Source organism: Shewanella sp. MF08487 (assembly GCF_050848685.1).
GTDB lineage: Bacteria > Pseudomonadota > Gammaproteobacteria > Enterobacterales > Shewanellaceae > Shewanella > Shewanella glacialipiscicola.
Window position 1 is genome coordinate 1 of sequence record NZ_JBOZPB010000033.1, and the last position, 19,527, is coordinate 19,527.

Genomic DNA, 19,527 nt, shown 5'->3' on the forward strand with positions numbered 1-19,527 from the left:
GAGTGTCCACACAGATTTCTTGTTTTATATTGTTAAAGAGCAACTCAATCTCATTAGAGAACTTGAGTACCACACTGAGCATCGAATGCTTCCAGGTGGCTAGGGCTGCGTATTCTACGCATTTCCCGTTTCGCGTCAAGGAGTTTTTTACAACTTCTTGCTGCTGTTGAATTAAGTGCCATTCTCAACAGAGAGTAACCTGCTCAATTCAATCCAACTCGCCAGCTAGCTTTCGCTGTCTGCCGTGTCAGTGGATGCGCATTATAGGCAGCAGGAGATTTTGTGCAAGGGCTTTTTTCGCTAAATTAGCCATTAATTACCGATATCTACACTAGCCACACCCTACCCACCGCTTACCCCCAGACTTATCCACAAAACCAGCAACTGTGGCTTATTAATAATGGCGAATAAGTGCGTTGATGACTCAAGTCATGTAGCTATGAGTAATACTATTTGGGATAAAACCGCTATTTAATGCCTGTGAATCAATTTAAGTCGGCATTTGTCATACTGCAAACAGGCCATGTCAAAGAAAGTGACATGGATGAGCCAAACGCACGTTATGACTTCATCATTGGATAACTAGCTATGTAAAGAAGAGGAAGTAGAAGAAGTAGGTATAAAGGTGAAGGTCATAACTGATGAGCTCAACCTCATATTATGAATCAAGGCAAGTTCACACATTCACAGCGAGGTAGATACACTATCAAGATATGCGAAAGATTGCCGGTTATTCTGGATCAAAGCGTTTTTTACTGTCGGACTGAGCTTGCCGCTGAGCTAATGGAGTTTGATCGGCTAGCTTTAGTACTGCCTTTTGCAACATCAAGTTATTAGGGTAAGTCACCATATCGCCGTTATCGCGGTGGATGAGTACATGGAATAAAGCGATTTCAACAATAACGCCGCTGATGTCCTCATCCTTATCAACCACCTTAATACGTTCACCTATGCGGTAAGGGAATACAAAGAAAATCAGTACACCTGCCGTTAAGTTACTTAATATTGACCACTGCGCCACTAACGCCACGCCCATGACCGCAAAAGCAGAGGAAACAAATAGCGATACATCCTGATAGCCAAGCCCTAAAGAGACCGCCATCAGTGATAGTGTAATAAAGAACATCACATAAGAGATAAACCGCGTGACTAAACTGGTGCGCGTTACACTCACCTGCTTTATTTGCGCAAGTTTGCGCACCCAATGGGTTAATGCACGCTGTAAAAAGAGAAACACTGCAAGATAAATACAGGCAAGCAGGATTTGATTTGTCATAATAGCCGCTCAATTAACTAAACTGTCTGAATTCTAACTTTTTTGCGCGCTGAGTTATAGCACACGCAAACAAGCCATGCAGCAAAACCGAGTATTTGATTCAATATGGTTGATTCTACCCTCTTATATGAAACTCAAGATGAATTAGGCCCAATTCGCGTAATCGACTATGACAACTCACGGATCCTGTCCTTTGGGGATAACGATGAGCAGAGTAAGATCCTCAAGGCGGCGCCCCATATTCCCCAGCACACTTATGTGCAAGCCATGTTGTTGGTTTTACTGTTTTGTAAGCCCAAGAGCGCTATTGTTTTAGGTTTAGGCGGCGGCTCAATTATTCACTCACTGCGCAATTTCGACGCGGCGATAAAGTTAACCGCAGTGGAATTACGCCCAGCAGTTATCGAGTTAGCTAAGCGCTATTTTCAGCTGCCGATAGGTAAAAAGCTCAATCTTATCAATGATGATGCTATTGCTTTTTTAGCTGCTGGCGATCATAAAAAAGTCGATGTGATTTTTGCCGATATTTACACAGCCAAAGGCGTTGAAACAGGGCAGCTTTCACCAATATTCCTTGAGCAGTGCACTAACCTTATCAAACCCAATGGGTATTTAGTGCTGAACTGCTGGAAAGAACATAGCCAAAATCGCGAATTATTAGCTGACTTACAACAACACTTTGCGCATGTGAACGCTTGTCTCACAGGCGGCGGTAATTGGGTGATTTTTGCGAGCCAATCGCCACAGCTTTTAGGCACCTCGGCACTTAAAAGTAGTGCTCAATCTTTATCGCAACAATTGGGTTTTGCCCTTGAGCGATCACTGACACGCTTTGGGCCTTGGATTTAATACTAATATCAGCAAAATAGCGTAAATTAGTTAACCCTAAGGCTGAGCTTTGATATTCTTCTCACACTTCCATGATATGAGCTGTCACCATGAAAAATAATAATAAATTAATGTTAAGCGTTATGGCTCTGGCGTGCCTTAATCCTCTCAATGCTAACGCCGAAAGTTTTAGTTTTGACACTCGCAGCTCACTGAATTCAGATACATTAGTGCTATTTCAAAGCGCTAACTCCACTACCTATGGGATCGACTTTTTACCTCAGTCGACCCAAGATCAATTAAACCTAGCAACGGCGGATAATATTTTTTCCGGTAAGCAGGGAGAAACCCTCGAGATTTTAGTACCAAGCGAAATCGATGCTAAACGAATATTACTGGTCGGCATTGGCGATACAAAAATCTTAACCCCAGGTGTTATTAATACTATTGGTGGCAATATTGCCGCAAAGCTCGATACCGTTCCCCAGGCCACGGTGCGCATACTGACCCAAGGCTTAACGGCCGCGCCACTATTTGCTGCTGAGCTTGCCCATGGTATTGAGCTACGTAGCTACCGTTACACTCAGTTTAAAGCCAGCACTCATAAGCAAAAAAACTATCAAATTGCCGTCGATGATTTAAGCGCCAACCAGAAACACCATAAAAACTTACAAGCGATTGAAGGAGGTGTGTTTTTAGCCCGCGATTTAACCAACGCGCCTGCGGGCATTATGTATCCCGACAGCTTTGCCAATGAGGCGAGAAAACTTAAATCCCTCGGTGTTAAAGTCACAGTATTAGAAACCAAAGATATTGAACGTTTGCAACTAGGCGCTTTAGCTGCGGTGGGTAAAGGCAGCGAACGCCCACCTAAGTTAGTGGTGGCCCATTGGCCGGGCAGCAAAGACGCGCCAATCGCACTGGTCGGTAAAGGCATCACCTTCGACTCAGGCGGTTACAACATTAAGGCGACAGGCACTTCAATCGCTCGGATGAAGTCAGACATGGCGGGCGCAGCCACTGTGCTTGGCACCATTAAAGCCATGGCACTCCAAAAGGCGCCAGTCAACGTAGTCGCGATTATGCCGATGGCAGAGAACATGATCTCTGGCCACGCAATGATCCCAGGGGACGTGATTAAAACGGCTCAAGGGCTCACCGTTGAAGTGCTTAATACCGATGCCGAAGGTCGCTTAGTGCTGGCCGATGGCCTCTGGTATGCCAGAGAACACTACAAACCTTCAATTATCATTGATGTCGCGACGTTAACTGGCTCTAAAGTCGGGGCGCTTGGCAGCGTATATGCGGGATTGTTTACCGATTCAGAGACCTTAGTTAAAGAGTTAACCTATGCTGGACAACAGGTTGATGAAAAAGTATGGCGTTTACCGTTAGATCAAGCTTACGCTGATGAGCTTAAATCCACGATCGCGGATCTAAAAAATACTGGTAAAGAAGGAAGTGCGGGCGCTTCCTCTGCGGCCATGTTCTTAAAACGCTTTGCGGGCGAACAACCTTGGGCACATTTGGATATCGCCGGTAATGCGTTAACCGCCACCGATACCGCCGTAGTGCCTGCGGGCGCCACAGGTTACGGCGTGCGCTTGCTCAGCACTTGGTTAACTCAGCCTAAGCTTAAATAACCCACAGTTAGCTTGCCAGCACCTAAGCATTTGTAAAATTTTCTTGTTCTAATTGAATTTATTTTTGAAGGGATATCATAGATATCCCTTTTTTATACCTGAAATTTATCCCAAATCATTCGCAGATAAGCACTCACCTAAAACCCTGAGCAAACCCCAATCACTCCAAACCCGCTGTGGGCTTGGTAAACCGATTGAATCCGACCAGATCTCACTTGCATTCTGCTAAACCGATTAGAATGATAGTTTTTATCCGTTATCTTAATTATTAGCGAGTCGGTAATATGCTTCACATCGACAGGACGTAAGCAAACGTCCTCGTTATGAACTTAAGCAATCATCAACTATATGGAAGCATAAAAATGACTCAATCAATTATCAACAGCACAATCAAACCATTCAAAGCCACTGCGTTTCACAATGGTGAGTTCGTTCCAGTCACTGAGCAAGACCTGTTAGGTAAATGGTCAGTAGTATTCTTCTACCCAGCTGATTTTACCTTTGTTTGCCCAACTGAATTAGGCGACATGGCTGATTACTACGAAAAGCTACAAGGTATGGGTGTTGAAGTTTACTCAGTCTCTACTGACACGCACTTCACCCACAAAGCATGGCATGACACGTCAGACACCATCAAGAAGATCAACTTCCCAATGCTGGCTGACCCAACAGGCACTATCAGCCGTAACTTCGGCGTGATGATTGAAGAAGACGGTTTAGCACTACGTGGTACGTTCGTGATTAACCCAGAAGGCCAAATCAAGGTCAGCGAAGTTCACGATTTAGGCATAGGCCGTAGCGCTCAAGAGCTAGTTCGTAAAATTCAAGCAGCTCAATATGTTGCGACTCACGATGGCGAAGTTTGCCCAGCTAAATGGCAACCAGGTGACGAAACATTAGCACCATCTTTAGACCTAGTTGGCAAAATCTAATTTAGTCTGCAAAGCGTCACCCCCGCCAGTCTAGCATCCTGAGTTAAGTGGCGTTGCACCCCGAAACTGCAACGCCACATTGCAAAGGACTAAGCCCTTCCCTGCATGGGCCTAGACTGGCGCTCTATATATCTCCCTTTTAAGTCATTTTGGAGTCATCACATGTTAGATGCGAATTTAAAAAATCAACTGCAAACCTATCTGCAAAACCTCAAGAGACCAGTTGAACTTGTCGTATCTGCAGACGAGTCTAAAAAATCTCAAGAATTAAAAAGTTTAGCGCAAGACATTGTCAGCCTTTCTTCTTTGGTGAGCCTGAAAGAAATTCAGGGCGTACGCACCCCAGCAATGACAGTGATAAACCCACAGATTAATACGCAAATTAGTTTTGCTGGTCTGCCTATGGGTCACGAATTTACGTCACTTGTGCTGGCCTTACTGCACACAGGTGGACACCCAATTAAACTCAGCGATGAGATTATCCAGCAGATCCGCGATCTGCCCGGCAAATATGCCTTTGAGACTTACGTATCTCTGACCTGTCAAAACTGCCCTGATGTCATTCAGGCACTGAATATGATGGCGGCCATTAACCCGAATATCACCAACGTGATGATCGACGGTGCTTTGTTCCAAGACGAAGTGAATAGCCGCAACATCATGGCTGTACCATCTGTCTACTTAAACGGCGAAGTGTTTGCCGCAGGTCGAATCAGTATTGGTGAGATTTTAAATAAACTCGACACCAATGCCGCCAGCCGTAAAGCCGATGAAATTGCAGAAAAAGCCCCGTTTGAAGTATTAGTGGTTGGCGGTGGCCCAGCGGGCGCAGCAGCGGCTATTTATGCGGCGCGTAAAGGCTTACGTACTGGTATTGTTGCCGACAAGTTTGGCGGACAAGTCGCTGAAACTGTAGGTATTGAAAACTTTATATCAGTCAAATCGACTGAAGGTCCAAAGCTTGTGGCAAACCTTGAAGCCCATGTGCGAGATTATGAAGTCGATATCATGGACAACCAGAAAGCCGTTTCGTTAGGCACTGACGGTTTGTTTGAACTTGAATTAGCAAGCGGTGCTAAATTACGTAGCCGTACTATATTATTGGCCACAGGTGCCCGCTGGCGTGAAATGAACGTCCCCGGAGAGAAAGAATACCGCGGTAAAGGCGTGGCTTATTGCCCACATTGCGATGGCCCGTTATTTAAAGGCAAACGCGTAGCTGTGATTGGCGGCGGTAACTCAGGTATCGAAGCTGCTATCGATTTAGCGAATATTGTCGAGCACGTAACGGTACTGGAGTTTGATAAAACTCTACGCGCCGATGATGTACTGCAACGTAAAGCGGCGTCTATGGGTAACATTACTATTATTACCCAGGCGATGACCACTGAAGTGACTGGCGATGGTACCCGAGTGAATGGCCTGAACTACACAGACAGAGTAACAGGTGACAGTCACCATGTAGTATTGGCCGGTATCTTCGTACAAATTGGTTTAGTACCCAATGCGGAATGGTTGAAAGGCACCATTGATTTAACCCCAAGAGGTGAAATTATTGTTGATGCACGCGGGCAAACTTCTGTTCCAGGTATTTTTGCTGCAGGTGATGTGACTGACTCCCCTTTCAAGCAAATTATTATTGCCATGGGCAGCGGCGCAAATGCATCATTGGGCGCATTTGATTACTTAATTCGCCACAGCGATGAAGAAACCGCTGAGACCAAAGCAGCTTAATCTGCGATACGCTTTGAGATAACCCAATAAAATAGCCAGCATTGCTGGCTATTTTTATATCTATTCAATTACACCAAAGAACAATTAAATGCTAATGCCCGAATTTAACTCCGCCCGCCACGAAAGTATGATGAATTCAGTGATCTGACCGTGTGTTTATAGTCAAGTGATACAGCATGCGAGTAGCTACATAGCTTCAATTTGCTCAACCATGAGTTGCAACGAGAAGTTACCGCGATACTCATTCACATCAAGTTTATAAACAATACGGGCGTGGCGAATAGTTGCATCGGGCCATGTGTGCAAATCCACATTAAAAGCAATCGCATCGAGCATCACAGTGCCGCATTGAGTTTCAAGCACCAACTTAAGGTGACGCTCACCGACAAGGCGTTGTTGCACAATCGTAAAGTAACCATCAAATAGCGGCTCCTCGAAGGCTTGTCCCCAAGGTCCAGCATTGCGCAGTAACTGCGCCATCTCCAGATTCAACTCTGTTGGAGTGAGTTCACCATCGGACCAAAACTCGCCGGTTAATAACTCCGCTTTAAGCTGTTCACGCACCGCATCATCATAGGCTTTGGCAAATGTAGCAAAACTGCCGGCTTTAAGTGATAAACCCGCCGCCATCGCATGGCCGCCAAACTTGATAATCAGCCCAGGGTTACGCGTGTTCACCAGTTCAAGTAAGTCACGCATATGCAGCCCTTTAATCGAGCGCGCCGAGCCTTTAATTTCACAGTTGCCCGCATCGGCAAAGGCGATGACCGGTCGGTGGTATTTATCTTTAATGCGCGAGGCTAAAATACCAATCACGCCTTGATGCCAATCTTCTTGAAATAAAGCGATGCCCCACGGTAACTCGGCTTCGTTGAGCTTTAATTGCTCGAGACTTTTCAATGCCTCTTGCTGCATACCCACTTCAAGCTCACGCCGCTCTTGGTTTAAACCGTCAAGCTCTGCGGCCATGCGGCGTGCCAGCATCATGTCTTCGCAAAGTAGTGTTTCTACGCCGAGTGCCATTTCATCCAGCCGACCTGCGGCATTAAGTCTTGGCCCTACGGCAAAACCAAAGTCGGATGCAACGATGCGCGCAGGATTTCGCTTCGCCACTTCAAGCAATGCCGTAATTCCCACTCGGCAGCGCCCCGCGCGCACACGCTGCAAACCCGCTTCGACCAAAATACGATTATTGGCATCAAGTGACACCACATCGGCAACGGTGCCAAGGGCAACGATATCGAGCAAAGTGCCTAAATTAGGCTCAGCAATACCGCGCGTTTGATACCAGTTTCGCGCTCGCAGTTCAGCTCTTAACGCCGTCATCAAATAAAAAGCCACCCCGACGCCAGCAATCGATTTACTGGCAAATGAACAACCGGGTTGATTCGGATTGACGATTGCATCGGCATTAGGTAATTCATGTCCGGGTAAATGATGGTCAGTAATCACCACTTGCATGCCAAAGGCTTTGGCCGCTGCTACGCCATCAATGGATGAAATACCGTTATCGACCGTAATCAACATTTCGGCTTGTTTAGTCGCCGCTACAGCAACAATTTCAGGGCTTAAGCCGTAACCGTAATCAAAGCGATTAGGAATTAAATAGTCCACTTTGGTAGCGCCCATCATCCGCAGCGCCAACATGCACACGCTGGTCGAGGTTGCGCCGTCGGCATCAAAATCACCGACAATTAAAATCGATTTATTAGCCTGCATGGCATCGGCGATCAGCGCCGCGGACTCAGCCAAACCTTTCATGGTTTCAGGCCTTAACAACCCCTTTAGAGCAAGTTCACACTCGTGAGTTAGCGCGCCGCGGCGAGCATAAAGCTGTCTTAATAGCGGCGAAAGATGAGCGGGTAAATGGCTATCATCAACGGTTTGGCGACGGACTATCTTATGGATCAAGGGACTCAAACTCTGAGGAAATCGTGGCGATAAGATAACAAAAAGGTGAGCGTTAAGCTCACCTTTCGTGGGATAAATTTTACTTATTTGAGTATTATTGACGCGCTTCTAAGGTGCGCAATAAGTCTGCAGGGGGTTGATAACCTGGGATCATGTTACCGTCTTCTAGCACTATTGCGGGCGTGCCATTAACACCAAATGTTGCCCCTAAAGCATACTGCTCAGCAATCTTAGCATCACATGTAGCCGCGACGACTTTGCTACCCGCTTTGGCATCAGTCATGGCTTTTAAAGGATCTTTAGCGCACCAAATTGCCTGCATCTCGTCGGCATTAGCTGAAGGCACACCCGCACGCGGGAAGGCTAAATAGCGCACGGTAATACCTAGCTTATTATATTCATCCATTTGGCTGTGCAATTTGCGGCAATAGCCACAGCTAACGTCAGTAAAAACCGTGACGACGTATTTTTCGTTTTTGGCTTTATAAACCAACATATTATCTTCAAGCGGCTTCATCATTTCTAAACGTGGGCCAGCTAATGCGGCTTCGGTTAAGTTTTTCATGCCTTTATCTAAGTCATATACGCTGCCGTGAAACAGTTTTGAACCATCACGAGTGATATAAAGTACGCCGCGGTTGGTCATAGCTTGATACAAACCGTCAATAGGTGAGTCCTGCATAGAAATGACTTCAACATCTAACGTCTCGGTCAGTTTTTGCTTAATCGCCGCGGTATCTGGCGAGGTCGCCGTTGCAGCGTTAACAAGAGGCGCAACAACAAGGGCAAATATTAAAGATAATGCTCGGGTTAACTTCATGGGGCATCCTATAAATTGAGTCTCTACGAGGAGATTTTGAGGTCGTTCAAATTCGATATACTAAATAGACCCTCTATGGGGGCGAAAAGTTACAGGCAAGCCGTACGGAAAGCAAATTTATGCTGTAACTAAATCCTTTACTAACCTCTAGGATGGTGCTGTTGATGTAATTCCTGCAATCTTGCCCGCGCCACATGGGTATAAATTTGTGTTGTCGACAAATCGCTATGACCTAACAACAATTGCACCACCCGCAGATCGGCACCGTGATTGAGCAAATGAGTGGCAAAAGCGTGCCGCAATGTATGCGGTGACAATGCGCTCTCAATCCCAGCGCGCAGAGCGTATAGCTTGATTCGATGCCAAAAGGTTTGCCGCGTCATCATCTGCCCGCGTTTGGACGGGAACACCACATCGGATTGTTTATTACCGAGCAGTTCTTGGCGAGCAAACTTCATATAGATCTCTACTTCAGTAACAGCTAACTCACCTAATGGCACCAGGCGTTCTTTACCGCCCTTACCGACAATCCGCACTAAGCCTTGGCGCAGGCTCATTTGCTCCATCGTCAGGCCAACGAGTTCACTCACCCTTAAACCTGTGGCATATAACAGCTCCAACATTGCCTTATCGCGACACTCAACGGCATCTTCTACATTGGGCTCAGACAACAAACGGTCAACCTGCGATTCACTCAATGAATCAGGTAAATGACGGGTTAATTTGGGCGACTCGATTAATGCCAATGGATCCGTCGTGATGTGCTTAGTCTGTATAAGGTAGCTATAGAAACGCCGTAAACTACTGAGTAGCCGAGCACTACTGGTACGCGCAAAATTCTGTTCAACCCTAAAGGCTAAATACGCCCGAATATCAGCTTGAGAAACCGCGAGTAACTCAACCCCTTGTTGAATTTGATAACGTTCAAAATGGCGCAGGTCAGTACGATAGGCCGACAAGGTGTTGTCACTCAGTCCCTTGCTTGACCAGAGATCATCAAGAAAAACATCAATGAGCGGGTCGGGCTGATATGTCTTAGGCACAAATACTCCATAAAAAAACGGCGTAATCAAATGATACGCCGTTGATATTAATTTAAATATGTCTAAGCCTGCATAAGCTTAACTGAGTTAAGCATAAAGACGAGAACTCAAATGCAAAACCTAGGCTGCAGCTGTTTGATCACGACCACGACCGAACACTAAACACAGTGCAATCGTCGCAATGGTCGGTAATAACCAAGCCATGCCTTCTTCATAGAGTGGCAGCAATGACAGCACCGGAGACATAGCATCAACAATGTGAATAAATCCTTGCGCCATAACATTAACCGCTTGACCGTCAGCACCCGTTAGACTGCTCGCAGCCACTTTCAGACCATCAAAAATACCAAACAGTAACGCCACGCTCAATACTGCACGGTGCGCAAACTGCGGATTAGCAAAATAAGCCGTCAGGAAAGTGATAACAACTAAGGCAATTGCCACCGGATAAATGGTCATCAACACAGGAATACTGATGGCAATAAGCTGCGTAAGACCCACGTTAGCGATCACAGCGCAGATCACGCTTAAGAAGATCACCAGAAAACGGTAAGACAATTTTGGCATCAGTTCATTAAAGAACTCAGAGCAAGCACTCACAAGGCCAACGGCTGTGGTTAAACACGCTAAAGTCACTACGGTAGAAAGTAAGACTGAACCTAAATCGCCAAATTCACGTGTGACATAGCTTGTTAAAATTTCGCCACCGTTTTTAGCGCCAATCGCGATATCACCTGCGGTTGCACCCAAAAAGAACAACGACACATAAACGAAGGCTAAACCCGCGGCGGCAATAAAGGCAGCGCGCATCAGGTATCGAGTTTGGGCGCTCGGCTCTGATATGCCCTTTTTTCGCAGAATATCGATAATCAACATACCAAACATCAAGGACGCGAGCGTATCCATAGTGTTATAGCCTTCCAAAATACCTTTGGTTAGCGGATGTTGCTGATAATCCCCCATGGCTTGACCAACTTCAGATGCGGGTAAAAACATCACAGATGCAGCCAATCCAACTAACAAGATTAATAAAATAGGCGTTAATACTTTACCGACACTATCGAGCAGTTTTCCAGGGAAAAGTGCTAATAGCATAGTGACAGCGAAGAAACACAAGGTATACAGCAACTGCGACAGATTGAGTTCTAAACTACCGAGTAAAAATGTGGCGGTAGTGTTATCAATAAAAGGCTTAGCCCCAATTTCATAGGCCACTAAACCAGTACGCGGCGCAGCAAAGGCTGGGCCAATAATAATATAAATCGCCACAGCTAATGTTGTTGCTGCAAATACAGGCAGCATAGCCATAACCTTACCTTGAGCCTTAGCGACAGCAATCAGTCCAACTAAAGGTAAACCTACGGCGGTAATTAAAAAACCCAGCATAGCGAGGGGCATATTATCGCCCGCTAACATGCCAGCAAACGGCGGAAATATTAAATTACCCGCCCCTAAAAAAAATGCAAAGGTCATAAAACCTAAGCCTAATGTATCCCCGATACTCATGTGATTGTCTTGCACTGGAAGCCCCATCTTGTCTTATTGTTTTTTTACAAACTTAAGTGATTATGTGTCGATTAGCCATAGCTAAAACAAAGCCCATCCGGAGTGCAAATCTATGTTTACACATTTCCGTGGTAAATATGTTTAATATCTGCCGAGTTAATAAACAATAATGAAACTAAATATGGCATTCCCGCCTATTTATTCACCACAAAACTCGTTTACCTATCCGTTAACCAATAAAGTGATTAAAAATGGGGGCGAAACTAATACCAAACTTGTAACGCTAATGCAAGATAACTAGGCTTGGCAGCTAAAAAAGGCAAAATAATGCTAATGTACTGCTAACTACAGGTTATCGAGGCAATAAATTAAAGCGTTAATTAAGTGAAATCTGGATTATTAGGGTAATAATGAGCTCCCTCTGCAGCAGGGGTTATACCGCTCAAGTCTTTGCATTTGTTTAAAAGCGGTAGCTAAAAGCCCAAGGCAGGCTTTAGAATAATGCCCATTCCCTATCGAATGTTCATCACACTCCAACGGCAAAGCAAACTATCAATGGCATTTACTTTTAAACAATTCCATATCGACGACATGAATTGCGGCATGGCCGTTGGCACAGACAGTGTCGTCCTAGGTGCGTGGGCTCAACTGACCACAGCAAAAACTGTCTTAGATATTGGCGCCGGTAGTGGCTTACTTAGTTTAATGGCCGCGCAGCGCAGCCAAGCACACATTACCGCAGTTGAGTTAGACGCAAGTGCCGCCCATGCTTGCCAACATAACTTTAGTAATAGCCCATGGGTTAATCGACTGACGTTAGTGAATAGCAGCATACAAGACTTTTGCCAACAGATTGAATATCAAGGAGAGTTTGAGCATATCATTTGTAATCCGCCCTATTTTGAGCAAGGCACACAAGCGATACAATCCCAGCGCGCGATGGCCCGTCACACTGATAGCTTAAATTTTACCGCACTACTCGATGCCATTCATGTGTGCCTAGCACCGCAAGGGAACGCGAGCCTGATATTGCCAATGCAGAGCATGGCGCGTTTCAATGATTGTTTAGGCCACTCACAGCTCTGCTTGATTGAAATAACTGACCTCATCAGCGTTGTAGGGAAAAGTGCCAATCGAGTACTTTGCGTACTTGCACACAACACTCACCCACAAATTGCCCCGAGGATCAGTGACATCACTATTCGAGAACTTTCAGGCCAATACACCCAAACCATGGTGAAATTAATACGAGATTTTTACCTTAAATACTGATCTGGAGCCCAGCCCTGATATTTTAAGTAAAGGCCGTTAAGTTTGACAAACTTAACGAAAGGCCCAATTTTCGATAAATTAAATGCTAATACATTGACCTAAAAGCAATTAACTTATGCCTATCACCATAAAACGTTATTGACTGAGAAGATAAACACCGGAGATCTAGAGTAAGTCATTTAAGTTAACCGCTATAAGCTTTATAATGCTGCGCTATTATCCGTCGAGACGCTGCGCATGCAATTTGAAGATTTCCAGCTTGACCCTAGCTTATTAGAGTCGCTTAATGCCATGGGGCATCATTCACCCACCACTATTCAGCAAGAAACTATCCCTTATGCCTTAGAGCAAAGAGATATTCTGGCGCGCGCCCCGACAGGAACTGGTAAAACCGCGAGCTTTTTACTGCCTTCACTGCAGCATTTAATTGACTTCCCTCGTCGTTTTGCAGGGCAAGCGCGCATCCTTATCCTCACGCCAACTCGTGAGTTAGCCAGCCAAATTCATCGCTATGCATGTCACTTAGCCACCGGCCAAGATTTAGATATCGCGATTGTCACAGGTGGTGTGCCTTACGGACCACAAGAAGAAGCCTTAGCCGGCAACGTTGATATCCTGGTTGCAACCCCAGGCCGTTTGATGGAATACCTCGACAAGGGTAATTTCAACGCTCAAGAAGTCGATATTCTAATTATCGACGAAGCTGACCGCATGTTGGATATGGGATTCTCTTCGGTTGTGCAAGCGATTGCGATTGAAGCCCAAGGCCGCAAACAGAATATGCTGTTCTCTGCCACCTTAGAAGGCGGCGGCGTGCAACGTTTTGCCCGTGAAGTGCTCAACAACCCGATTGAAATCGATGTTGAAGCCCCACGTAGCGAAAAAGCTAAAATCCACCAATGGATCCACTTAGCTGACGATAAAGATCATAAGTTTGAACTGCTGTGTCATTTGCTGCGCCAAGAAGATGTTAAACGTACTATCGTATTCGTGAAAACGCGTGAGCTCGTTTCTAGCCTAGATGGTCTGTTACTCAAAGCAGGCATTCCCTGCGCCTTCATGCGTGGCGATATGGAGCAAAAGAAACGTTTCCAAGCCTTGAGCCGTTTTACTAAAGGTGAAGTTAACGTATTACTGGCGACCGACGTGGCTGCTCGCGGTATTGATGTCGACGATATCACCCATGTAATCAACTTTGATATGCCGCGCTCTGCCGATACTTATATTCACCGTATTGGCCGTACTGGCCGTGCTGGCGCAAAAGGAACTGCCATTTCGCTTGCCGAAGCCCACGACATGCGTATCGTAGGTAAAATCGAGCGTTATATCGAGCAACCGTTGAAACGCCGTGTGATCGAAGAGCTGCGTCCAAAGAATAAAGAAGCGCGCACCCCGGGTAAGAAAAAAGCCAAAGTGAAAGCGAAAGAAGCTGCAAAGAAAACCAGCAAGAAAGAAGCGGCTAAAAAAGCCAGTAAGATTGCTAGAAAAAAGAATAAGTAATTCATTTTTTAGCTCTATAAAAAGTCGCAATAGCGGCTTTTTTTATAGGCATTATTCCTAATAACAGTTAGTCACTTTTAAATTCTACATATACTCCTCATCATCAAAATAAAGATGACAGTGAAACCAACCACAAACCCTTCCTAAAAATGATCCTTTATCGGCTTAATAGAGTTTGCAAATAGACAATTAAAGCACTTTTTGTTAACTAAAAACAAACCCTAGCCTCTCACCACATTGATCTTACTGCCATCAATCAACGTACACAGCTAAGCATTAGATTTCACAATATTATTTTTAGACACATATTATTTACAAAAATAAATTTATTGCCGTGGCCGACTCTGATACTTTAACCCCATTACGCGATTAGCATGGATGTAACGATCATATGATGAAGACCTTATTAAGGAGATTATCTCCTTTTTTTATTCTGCTGCTGTTTGTCTTTGGCGCAGCCTTATTAATGCAAACTAAGGGGGCGCCAGAACAAAAAGCTGAAGAGATACCCGTTCCCATTGTCGATGTCCTTCAGGTGACTCAACAAACCGTATCACTCAATCTACCCTCTTACGGTGTGGTTACCCCTAAATATAAAACCCAATTGGTGACCGAAGTTCAAGGCAGATTACTGACCATTTCCCCTGACTTTGTTGCGGGTGGCATAGTTAAAAAAGGGGAACAATTGGCCCAAATTGAACCCTCAGATTACGAAGCCGACTTAATGCAGGCTGATGCAACATTAGCACAAGCGACTGCCGCACTTAACGAAGAAATTGCCCGTGGTGAAGTCGCTAAAATTGAATTTAAAGGCTACGACAAAGGCTTACCCCCAGAGTTGGGTTTACGTATTCCGCAACTCAAAAAAGAACAAGCCAACGTAAAATATGCCCAAGCTGCACTGGCACGTGCCCAACGTAATCTTGAACGTACCGTTATCCGCGCCCCCTTTGATGGCATCATTAAGGCAAGAAATGTCGATTTAGGTCAGTATGTTAGCTTAGGCACTAATTTAGGTGAGCTTTACGATACCAGCGTTGCCGAAATCCGCTTACCGATTTCTAATGATGATTTAGCCTACCTAGAATCAGTTGACAATCCCGATACCGAAGTGACACTAAGCGCCTCATTAGCTGGAAAAAACAATACCTGGCAAGGCAATATTATCCGTAGCGAAGGCGTGATTGATGCTGAAAATCGCATGGTGTATTTAGTGGCAGAAATAAAAGATCCGTATTTACGCGCCAACAAAGTAGCCGGTAGCTTACCGCTGAAATACGGCGGCTTTGTTAATGCCATCATTAAAGGCCGCACTGTCGATGGCATAGTCAAATTACCACGCTATGTGGTCCGTAACGACCAAGTCGTTCTCGTAAATGATAAAAATATCGTTGAAATACGCCATGTGAATGTTGTCCGTAGCGATCTCGAAAACGTGTTTATTAAGGACAGTTTAAAAACGGGTGAACGCGTAGCAACGACCCAGTTTAGTAACATGGCAAACGGTCAGTTGGTCAAAGTATTAGGCGAAGCGGCACTGCCCACTAAAACGCAAGCAGAAGACTCGCCTGAACCGAGTATTGCGGCCACAGAGGTTAAATGATGGACACTCAAAAAGGCATCTTAGCGTGGTTCGCCCGCAACAGTGTGGCCGCCAACCTACTAATGTGGGTACTGCTCATCGGCGGTTTATTTAGTACGGTTTTAATCAATAAAGAGGTGTTCCCTTCTTTTGAGCTCAATTTACTGAATATTTCTGTCGCCTATCCTGGCGCTGCGCCACAGGAAATAGAAGAAGGTATTAACATTAAGATTGAAGAAGCCATCCAAGATATCAACGGCATCAAGAAGGTGACTTCTGTTGCTAGCGAAGGGGTAGGTTCAATCACGATTGAAGTCGAAGACGGTTACGAAGTGCAAGCGGTACTCGATGAAGCCAAACTGAGATTAGATGCTATTTCTACTTTTCCAGTTAACATCGAAAAACCTAATATTTATCAGATTAAGCCCGAGAATAACGTTATTTGGGTCTCTGTCTATGGCGATATGACATTGCACGATATGAAAGAGTTGGCGAAATCGGTTCGTGACGATTTAACCCAGCTACCCGCCGTGACCCGCGCCAAAGTCACTGGGGTGCGCGATTATGAAATCGCTATCGAAGTCTCTGAAGATAAGCTACGTGAATACGGTCTGACCTTCTCGCAGGTCGCATTGGCAGTACAAAACTCGTCTTTCGATTTGCCTGGAGGTTCAATTCGCGCCCAAGATGGCGATATCCTGCTGCGAACTAAGGGCCAAGCTTATACGGGCGATGACTTTGCCAATATCGTCGTGACCACTCGCCCCGACGGTAGTCGCGTAATGTTGCCACAAGTAGCAACCATCAAAGACGATTTCGAAGAACGCTTGGAATATACCCGCTTCAACGGCAAACCTGCGGCGATTATCGAAGTCACCAGCATCGACGACCAAAACGCCTTAGATATTGCTGCACAAGTTAAACAATACGTTGAAAAACGCCGTGCTACGCTGCCCGCTAACGCACAGCTCGATACTTGGGGTGATATGACTCACTACCTACAGGGCCGTTTAGACATGATGATGTCGAACATGTTTTACGGTGCTTTACTGGTATTTATCATCTTGGCCATGTTCCTCGATCTCAAGTTAGCGTTTTGGGTAATGATGGGGATACCTGTGTCTTTTCTTGGCACTATGCTTATCATGCCACTTGATCCCTTCTCGATGACCATCAACATGTTGACTCTGTTTGCCTTTATCTTGGTACTCGGGATAGTCGTCGATGATGCGATTGTCATTGGCGAGAGTGCTTACACTGAAGTCGAACGTCACGGTCACTCGCTTGAGAACGTGATCCGCGGCGCGCAAAAAGTCGCTATGCCCGCGACCTTCGGGGTATTAACCACGATTGCGGCCTTTATTCCCATGCTCATCGTTTCGGGCCCTATGGGGATTATCTGGAAATCCATCGGTATGGTGGTCATCCTCTGTTTAACCTTTTCATTAATAGAATCTAAGCTCATCCTGCCAGCGCATTTAGCGCACATGAAGTTTAAAAAGTCTGGCCCCCCAAGGGGACTCTTGGGTCGCTTTAAAGCTAATTTTAACGACCGAGTGCAATACTTTATTCATCACAGTTATCGCAACTTCCTCGAGCGTTGTATTAAACACAGATACAACGTGGTCGCTGCCTTTGTTGGTGTGTTGATTCTATCGATTGCTTTAGTGGCCAGCGGCAAAGTGCGCTGGGTATTCTTTCCTGATATTCCATCAGACTTCATTCAAGTTCAACTTGAGATGGATGAGGGCAGCTCTGAAGACAACACCTTAAAAGTGGTACAGAGCATAGAAGAAGCCCTGTATAAAATGAATGACAAAATGGAGCAAGATAACGGCTACCAAGTGGTGAAACACAGCTTTATCAATATGAGCTCCCGTACCTCTGCCTTTATTTTTGCGGAGCTGACAAAAGGCGAAGATCGTGAAGTGGATGGCGTAACCATTGCGTCGGCGTGGCGAGAACAATTACCCGAATTACTGTCAGTCAAAAAACTCAGTTTTAATGCCAGTACTAACGATGCCGGCGGCGATATTTCTTTCAGACTGACCTCGAGCGACCTCGATGAACTGTCTGCGGCATCAAAAGATCTAAAGCAAAAACTCGCCAGCTATGAAGGCGTCTACGATATTGCCGACAACTTTTCTTCGGGCAGCCATGAAATTCGCCTCAAAATCCGTCCAGAGGCGGAAGCCCTTGGGCTGACCCTTTCTGATTTAGCCCGCCAAGTGCGTTATGGTTTTTATGGTTATGAAGCCCAACGTATTTTGCGTAATAAAGAAGAAATCAAGGTGATGGTGCGCTACCCATTAGAGCAGCGCCGTACTGTGGGTTATCTAGAAAATATGCTGATCCGTACGCCAAAGGGCACGTCAGTTCCGTTCTCAACGGTGGCACAAATTGAAAAAGGTGAATCCTACGCTTCAATTACCCGTGTTGATGGGAAGCGAGCCATCACCATCACGGCCAATGCCAACAAAAACATCGCCGAACCTTCAAAAGTGGTGCAAGAAATCCAACAAGATTATCTGCCACAATTGCAAGCCAAGTATCCTAAAATCCAAACCGCACTGGATGGAGGCAGTTTGGATGAGCAAAATGCCATGGGCGGTTTGATGCAAGGCTTCTTCTTCGCGTTGTTTACCATTTATGCCTTAATGGCAATACCGCTAAAATCCTACAGCCAGCCGTTGATTATTATGTCAGTTATTCCCTTTGGCATTATCGGCGCCCTGTTTGGCCACTTAATTCAGGGGCTCGCGATGAGCGTGTTAAGTCTCTGCGGCATAGTGGCACTTGCGGGGGTTGTGGTGAACGACTCATTGATTTTAGTGGACTTTGTCAACCGTGCGCGGGAACAAGGCCAATCGGTAAGGCAGGCTGCTGTGGATTCAGGCTGTTATCGCTTTAGGGCGATTATTTTAACGTCACTCACGACCTTTGTCGGCTTAGTACCGATTATTCTCGAGCGCAGTTTGCAGGCGCAAATAGTGATCCCAATGGCGACCTCCCTCGCCTTCGGTATCTTATTCTCAACCGTGGTGACGCTGATCTTAGTGCCGCTGCTATACATTATACTCGACGATGTAAAGCGCTCTAGCAGCCGCTTTTTCAACTGGTGGTGGCAACCTAAAAAGGCTGACGATGAGGATTTGAAGCACAAGGACTTTGAACACCCTGTTGCTGACTATCAAACAAGCGACCCCAAAGGCGACTAATTACTTATTAGGGCGTGTTGACGTTTCGAGATGAAATTTTGTTCGCTCTGGCAAGCTCGTGATCACGAAACGAGGAGTGACATGTAGTTATTCTACTCAAATGACGAGTGACAAAGAGCAAGAGCTTGCCAGACGAACCCTTCGGGCAGCGTTTGGCTGGCGTTTCTGCTGCGTTATCGCCCGTTTATGTAGAATAACTATACTGCACGGGCTTTGCCTTGCATAAAAGCCAGCCAACTCGCTGCAAAAATAACCCTGAAAC

The 19,527-nt window shown here is 45.7% G+C and carries 13 protein-coding genes; 8 read left to right on the top strand and 5 right to left on the bottom strand.

Features of this window, described 5'->3' with window-relative positions; genetic code table 11:
- Positions 1 to 730: 730 nt before the first annotated feature.
- Positions 731 to 1,276 (bottom strand): mechanosensitive ion channel domain-containing protein, encoded by a 546-nt coding sequence (locus ACRN9H_RS18000; RefSeq protein WP_432315523.1) that lies wholly within the window; start codon positions 1,274 to 1,276, stop codon positions 731 to 733.
- 105 nt (positions 1,277 to 1,381) lie between these two features.
- On the opposite strand from ACRN9H_RS18000, the gene ACRN9H_RS18005 reads away from it, so the two are divergent.
- The 4 genes from ACRN9H_RS18005 to ahpF all read left to right on the top strand — a co-directional run bounded on the left by ACRN9H_RS18005 (position 1,382) and on the right by ahpF (position 6,413).
- Complete coding sequence (locus ACRN9H_RS18005; protein ID WP_432315525.1) at positions 1,382 to 2,125, top strand: spermidine synthase; 744 nt, start codon at positions 1,382 to 1,384, stop codon at positions 2,123 to 2,125.
- Between the two features lie 89 nt (positions 2,126 to 2,214).
- Complete coding sequence (locus ACRN9H_RS18010) at positions 2,215 to 3,747, top strand: leucyl aminopeptidase (protein ID WP_432315527.1); 1,533 nt, start codon at positions 2,215 to 2,217, stop codon at positions 3,745 to 3,747.
- A 362-nt stretch (positions 3,748 to 4,109) separates the two neighbouring features.
- Entirely contained in the window at positions 4,110 to 4,679 is a 570-nt protein-coding gene (ahpC, locus tag ACRN9H_RS18015; protein ID WP_220774163.1) for an alkyl hydroperoxide reductase subunit C, read from the top strand.
- Positions 4,680 to 4,841: 162 nt separating this feature from the next.
- Positions 4,842 to 6,413, top strand: a complete 1,572-nt coding sequence (ahpF, locus tag ACRN9H_RS18020; RefSeq protein ID WP_432315530.1) for an alkyl hydroperoxide reductase subunit F — start codon at positions 4,842 to 4,844, stop codon at positions 6,411 to 6,413.
- Positions 6,414 to 6,599: 186 nt separating this feature from the next.
- Here ahpF and recJ read toward each other — a convergent pair whose 3' ends face one another.
- The 4 genes from recJ to brnQ all read right to left on the bottom strand — a co-directional run bounded on the left by recJ (position 6,600) and on the right by brnQ (position 11,720).
- The gene (gene recJ, locus ACRN9H_RS18025) at positions 6,600 to 8,324 is read right to left on the bottom strand and encodes a single-stranded-DNA-specific exonuclease RecJ (RefSeq protein WP_432315532.1); all 1,725 of its coding nucleotides are present in this window, start codon (positions 8,322 to 8,324) and stop codon (positions 6,600 to 6,602) included.
- A 94-nt stretch (positions 8,325 to 8,418) separates the two neighbouring features.
- Complete coding sequence (gene dsbC, locus ACRN9H_RS18030; protein ID WP_432306598.1) at positions 8,419 to 9,144, bottom strand: bifunctional protein-disulfide isomerase/oxidoreductase DsbC; 726 nt, start codon at positions 9,142 to 9,144, stop codon at positions 8,419 to 8,421.
- A gap of 140 nt (positions 9,145 to 9,284) precedes the next feature.
- Positions 9,285 to 10,187, bottom strand: a complete 903-nt coding sequence (gene xerD, locus ACRN9H_RS18035) for a site-specific tyrosine recombinase XerD (protein WP_432315534.1) — start codon at positions 10,185 to 10,187, stop codon at positions 9,285 to 9,287.
- 120 nt (positions 10,188 to 10,307) lie between these two features.
- The gene (brnQ, locus tag ACRN9H_RS18040) at positions 10,308 to 11,720 is read right to left on the bottom strand and encodes a branched-chain amino acid transport system II carrier protein (protein WP_432315536.1); all 1,413 of its coding nucleotides are present in this window, start codon (positions 11,718 to 11,720) and stop codon (positions 10,308 to 10,310) included.
- Positions 11,721 to 12,248: 528 nt separating this feature from the next.
- On the opposite strand from brnQ, the gene ACRN9H_RS18045 reads away from it, so the two are divergent.
- From ACRN9H_RS18045 to ACRN9H_RS18060, 4 genes are all read left to right on the top strand, one after another.
- Positions 12,249 to 12,965 (top strand): tRNA1(Val) (adenine(37)-N6)-methyltransferase, encoded by a 717-nt coding sequence (locus tag ACRN9H_RS18045; protein WP_432315538.1) that lies wholly within the window; start codon positions 12,249 to 12,251, stop codon positions 12,963 to 12,965.
- Positions 12,966 to 13,202: 237 nt separating this feature from the next.
- The gene (srmB, locus tag ACRN9H_RS18050) at positions 13,203 to 14,465 is read left to right on the top strand and encodes an ATP-dependent RNA helicase SrmB (protein WP_432315540.1); all 1,263 of its coding nucleotides are present in this window, start codon (positions 13,203 to 13,205) and stop codon (positions 14,463 to 14,465) included.
- Between the two features lie 391 nt (positions 14,466 to 14,856).
- On the top strand, positions 14,857 to 16,068 hold the full coding sequence (locus ACRN9H_RS18055; protein WP_432315542.1) for an efflux RND transporter periplasmic adaptor subunit: 1,212 nt from the start codon (positions 14,857 to 14,859) through the stop codon (positions 16,066 to 16,068).
- Positions 16,068 to 19,265: an efflux RND transporter permease subunit gene (locus tag ACRN9H_RS18060; protein ID WP_432315567.1), complete on the top strand. Its 3,198-nt coding sequence runs from the start codon at positions 16,068 to 16,070 to the stop codon at positions 19,263 to 19,265. Before ACRN9H_RS18055 ends, ACRN9H_RS18060 begins: the two co-directional genes overlap by 1 nt.
- The last annotated feature ends 262 nt before the right edge of the window (positions 19,266 to 19,527 follow it).

Excerpts from the sequence above, each read along its gene's own strand:
- ACRN9H_RS18000 (WP_432315523.1), bottom strand. The coding sequence starts at position 1,276 with ATGACAAATCAAATCCTGCTTGCCTGTATTTATCTTGCAGTGTTTCTC.
- ACRN9H_RS18005 (WP_432315525.1), top strand. The coding sequence starts at position 1,382 with ATGGTTGATTCTACCCTCTTATATGAAACTCAAGATGAATTAGGCCCA.
- ACRN9H_RS18010 (WP_432315527.1), top strand. The coding sequence starts at position 2,215 with ATGAAAAATAATAATAAATTAATGTTAAGCGTTATGGCTCTGGCGTGC.
- ahpC (WP_220774163.1), top strand. The coding sequence starts at position 4,110 with ATGACTCAATCAATTATCAACAGCACAATCAAACCATTCAAAGCCACT.
- ahpF (WP_432315530.1), top strand. The coding sequence starts at position 4,842 with ATGTTAGATGCGAATTTAAAAAATCAACTGCAAACCTATCTGCAAAAC.
- dsbC (WP_432306598.1), bottom strand. The coding sequence starts at position 9,144 with ATGAAGTTAACCCGAGCATTATCTTTAATATTTGCCCTTGTTGTTGCG.
- brnQ (WP_432315536.1), bottom strand. The coding sequence starts at position 11,720 with ATGGGGCTTCCAGTGCAAGACAATCACATGAGTATCGGGGATACATTA.
- ACRN9H_RS18045 (WP_432315538.1), top strand. The coding sequence starts at position 12,249 with ATGGCATTTACTTTTAAACAATTCCATATCGACGACATGAATTGCGGC.
- srmB (WP_432315540.1), top strand. The coding sequence starts at position 13,203 with ATGCAATTTGAAGATTTCCAGCTTGACCCTAGCTTATTAGAGTCGCTT.
- ACRN9H_RS18055 (WP_432315542.1), top strand. The coding sequence starts at position 14,857 with ATGATGAAGACCTTATTAAGGAGATTATCTCCTTTTTTTATTCTGCTG.
- ACRN9H_RS18060 (WP_432315567.1), top strand. The coding sequence starts at position 16,068 with ATGGACACTCAAAAAGGCATCTTAGCGTGGTTCGCCCGCAACAGTGTG.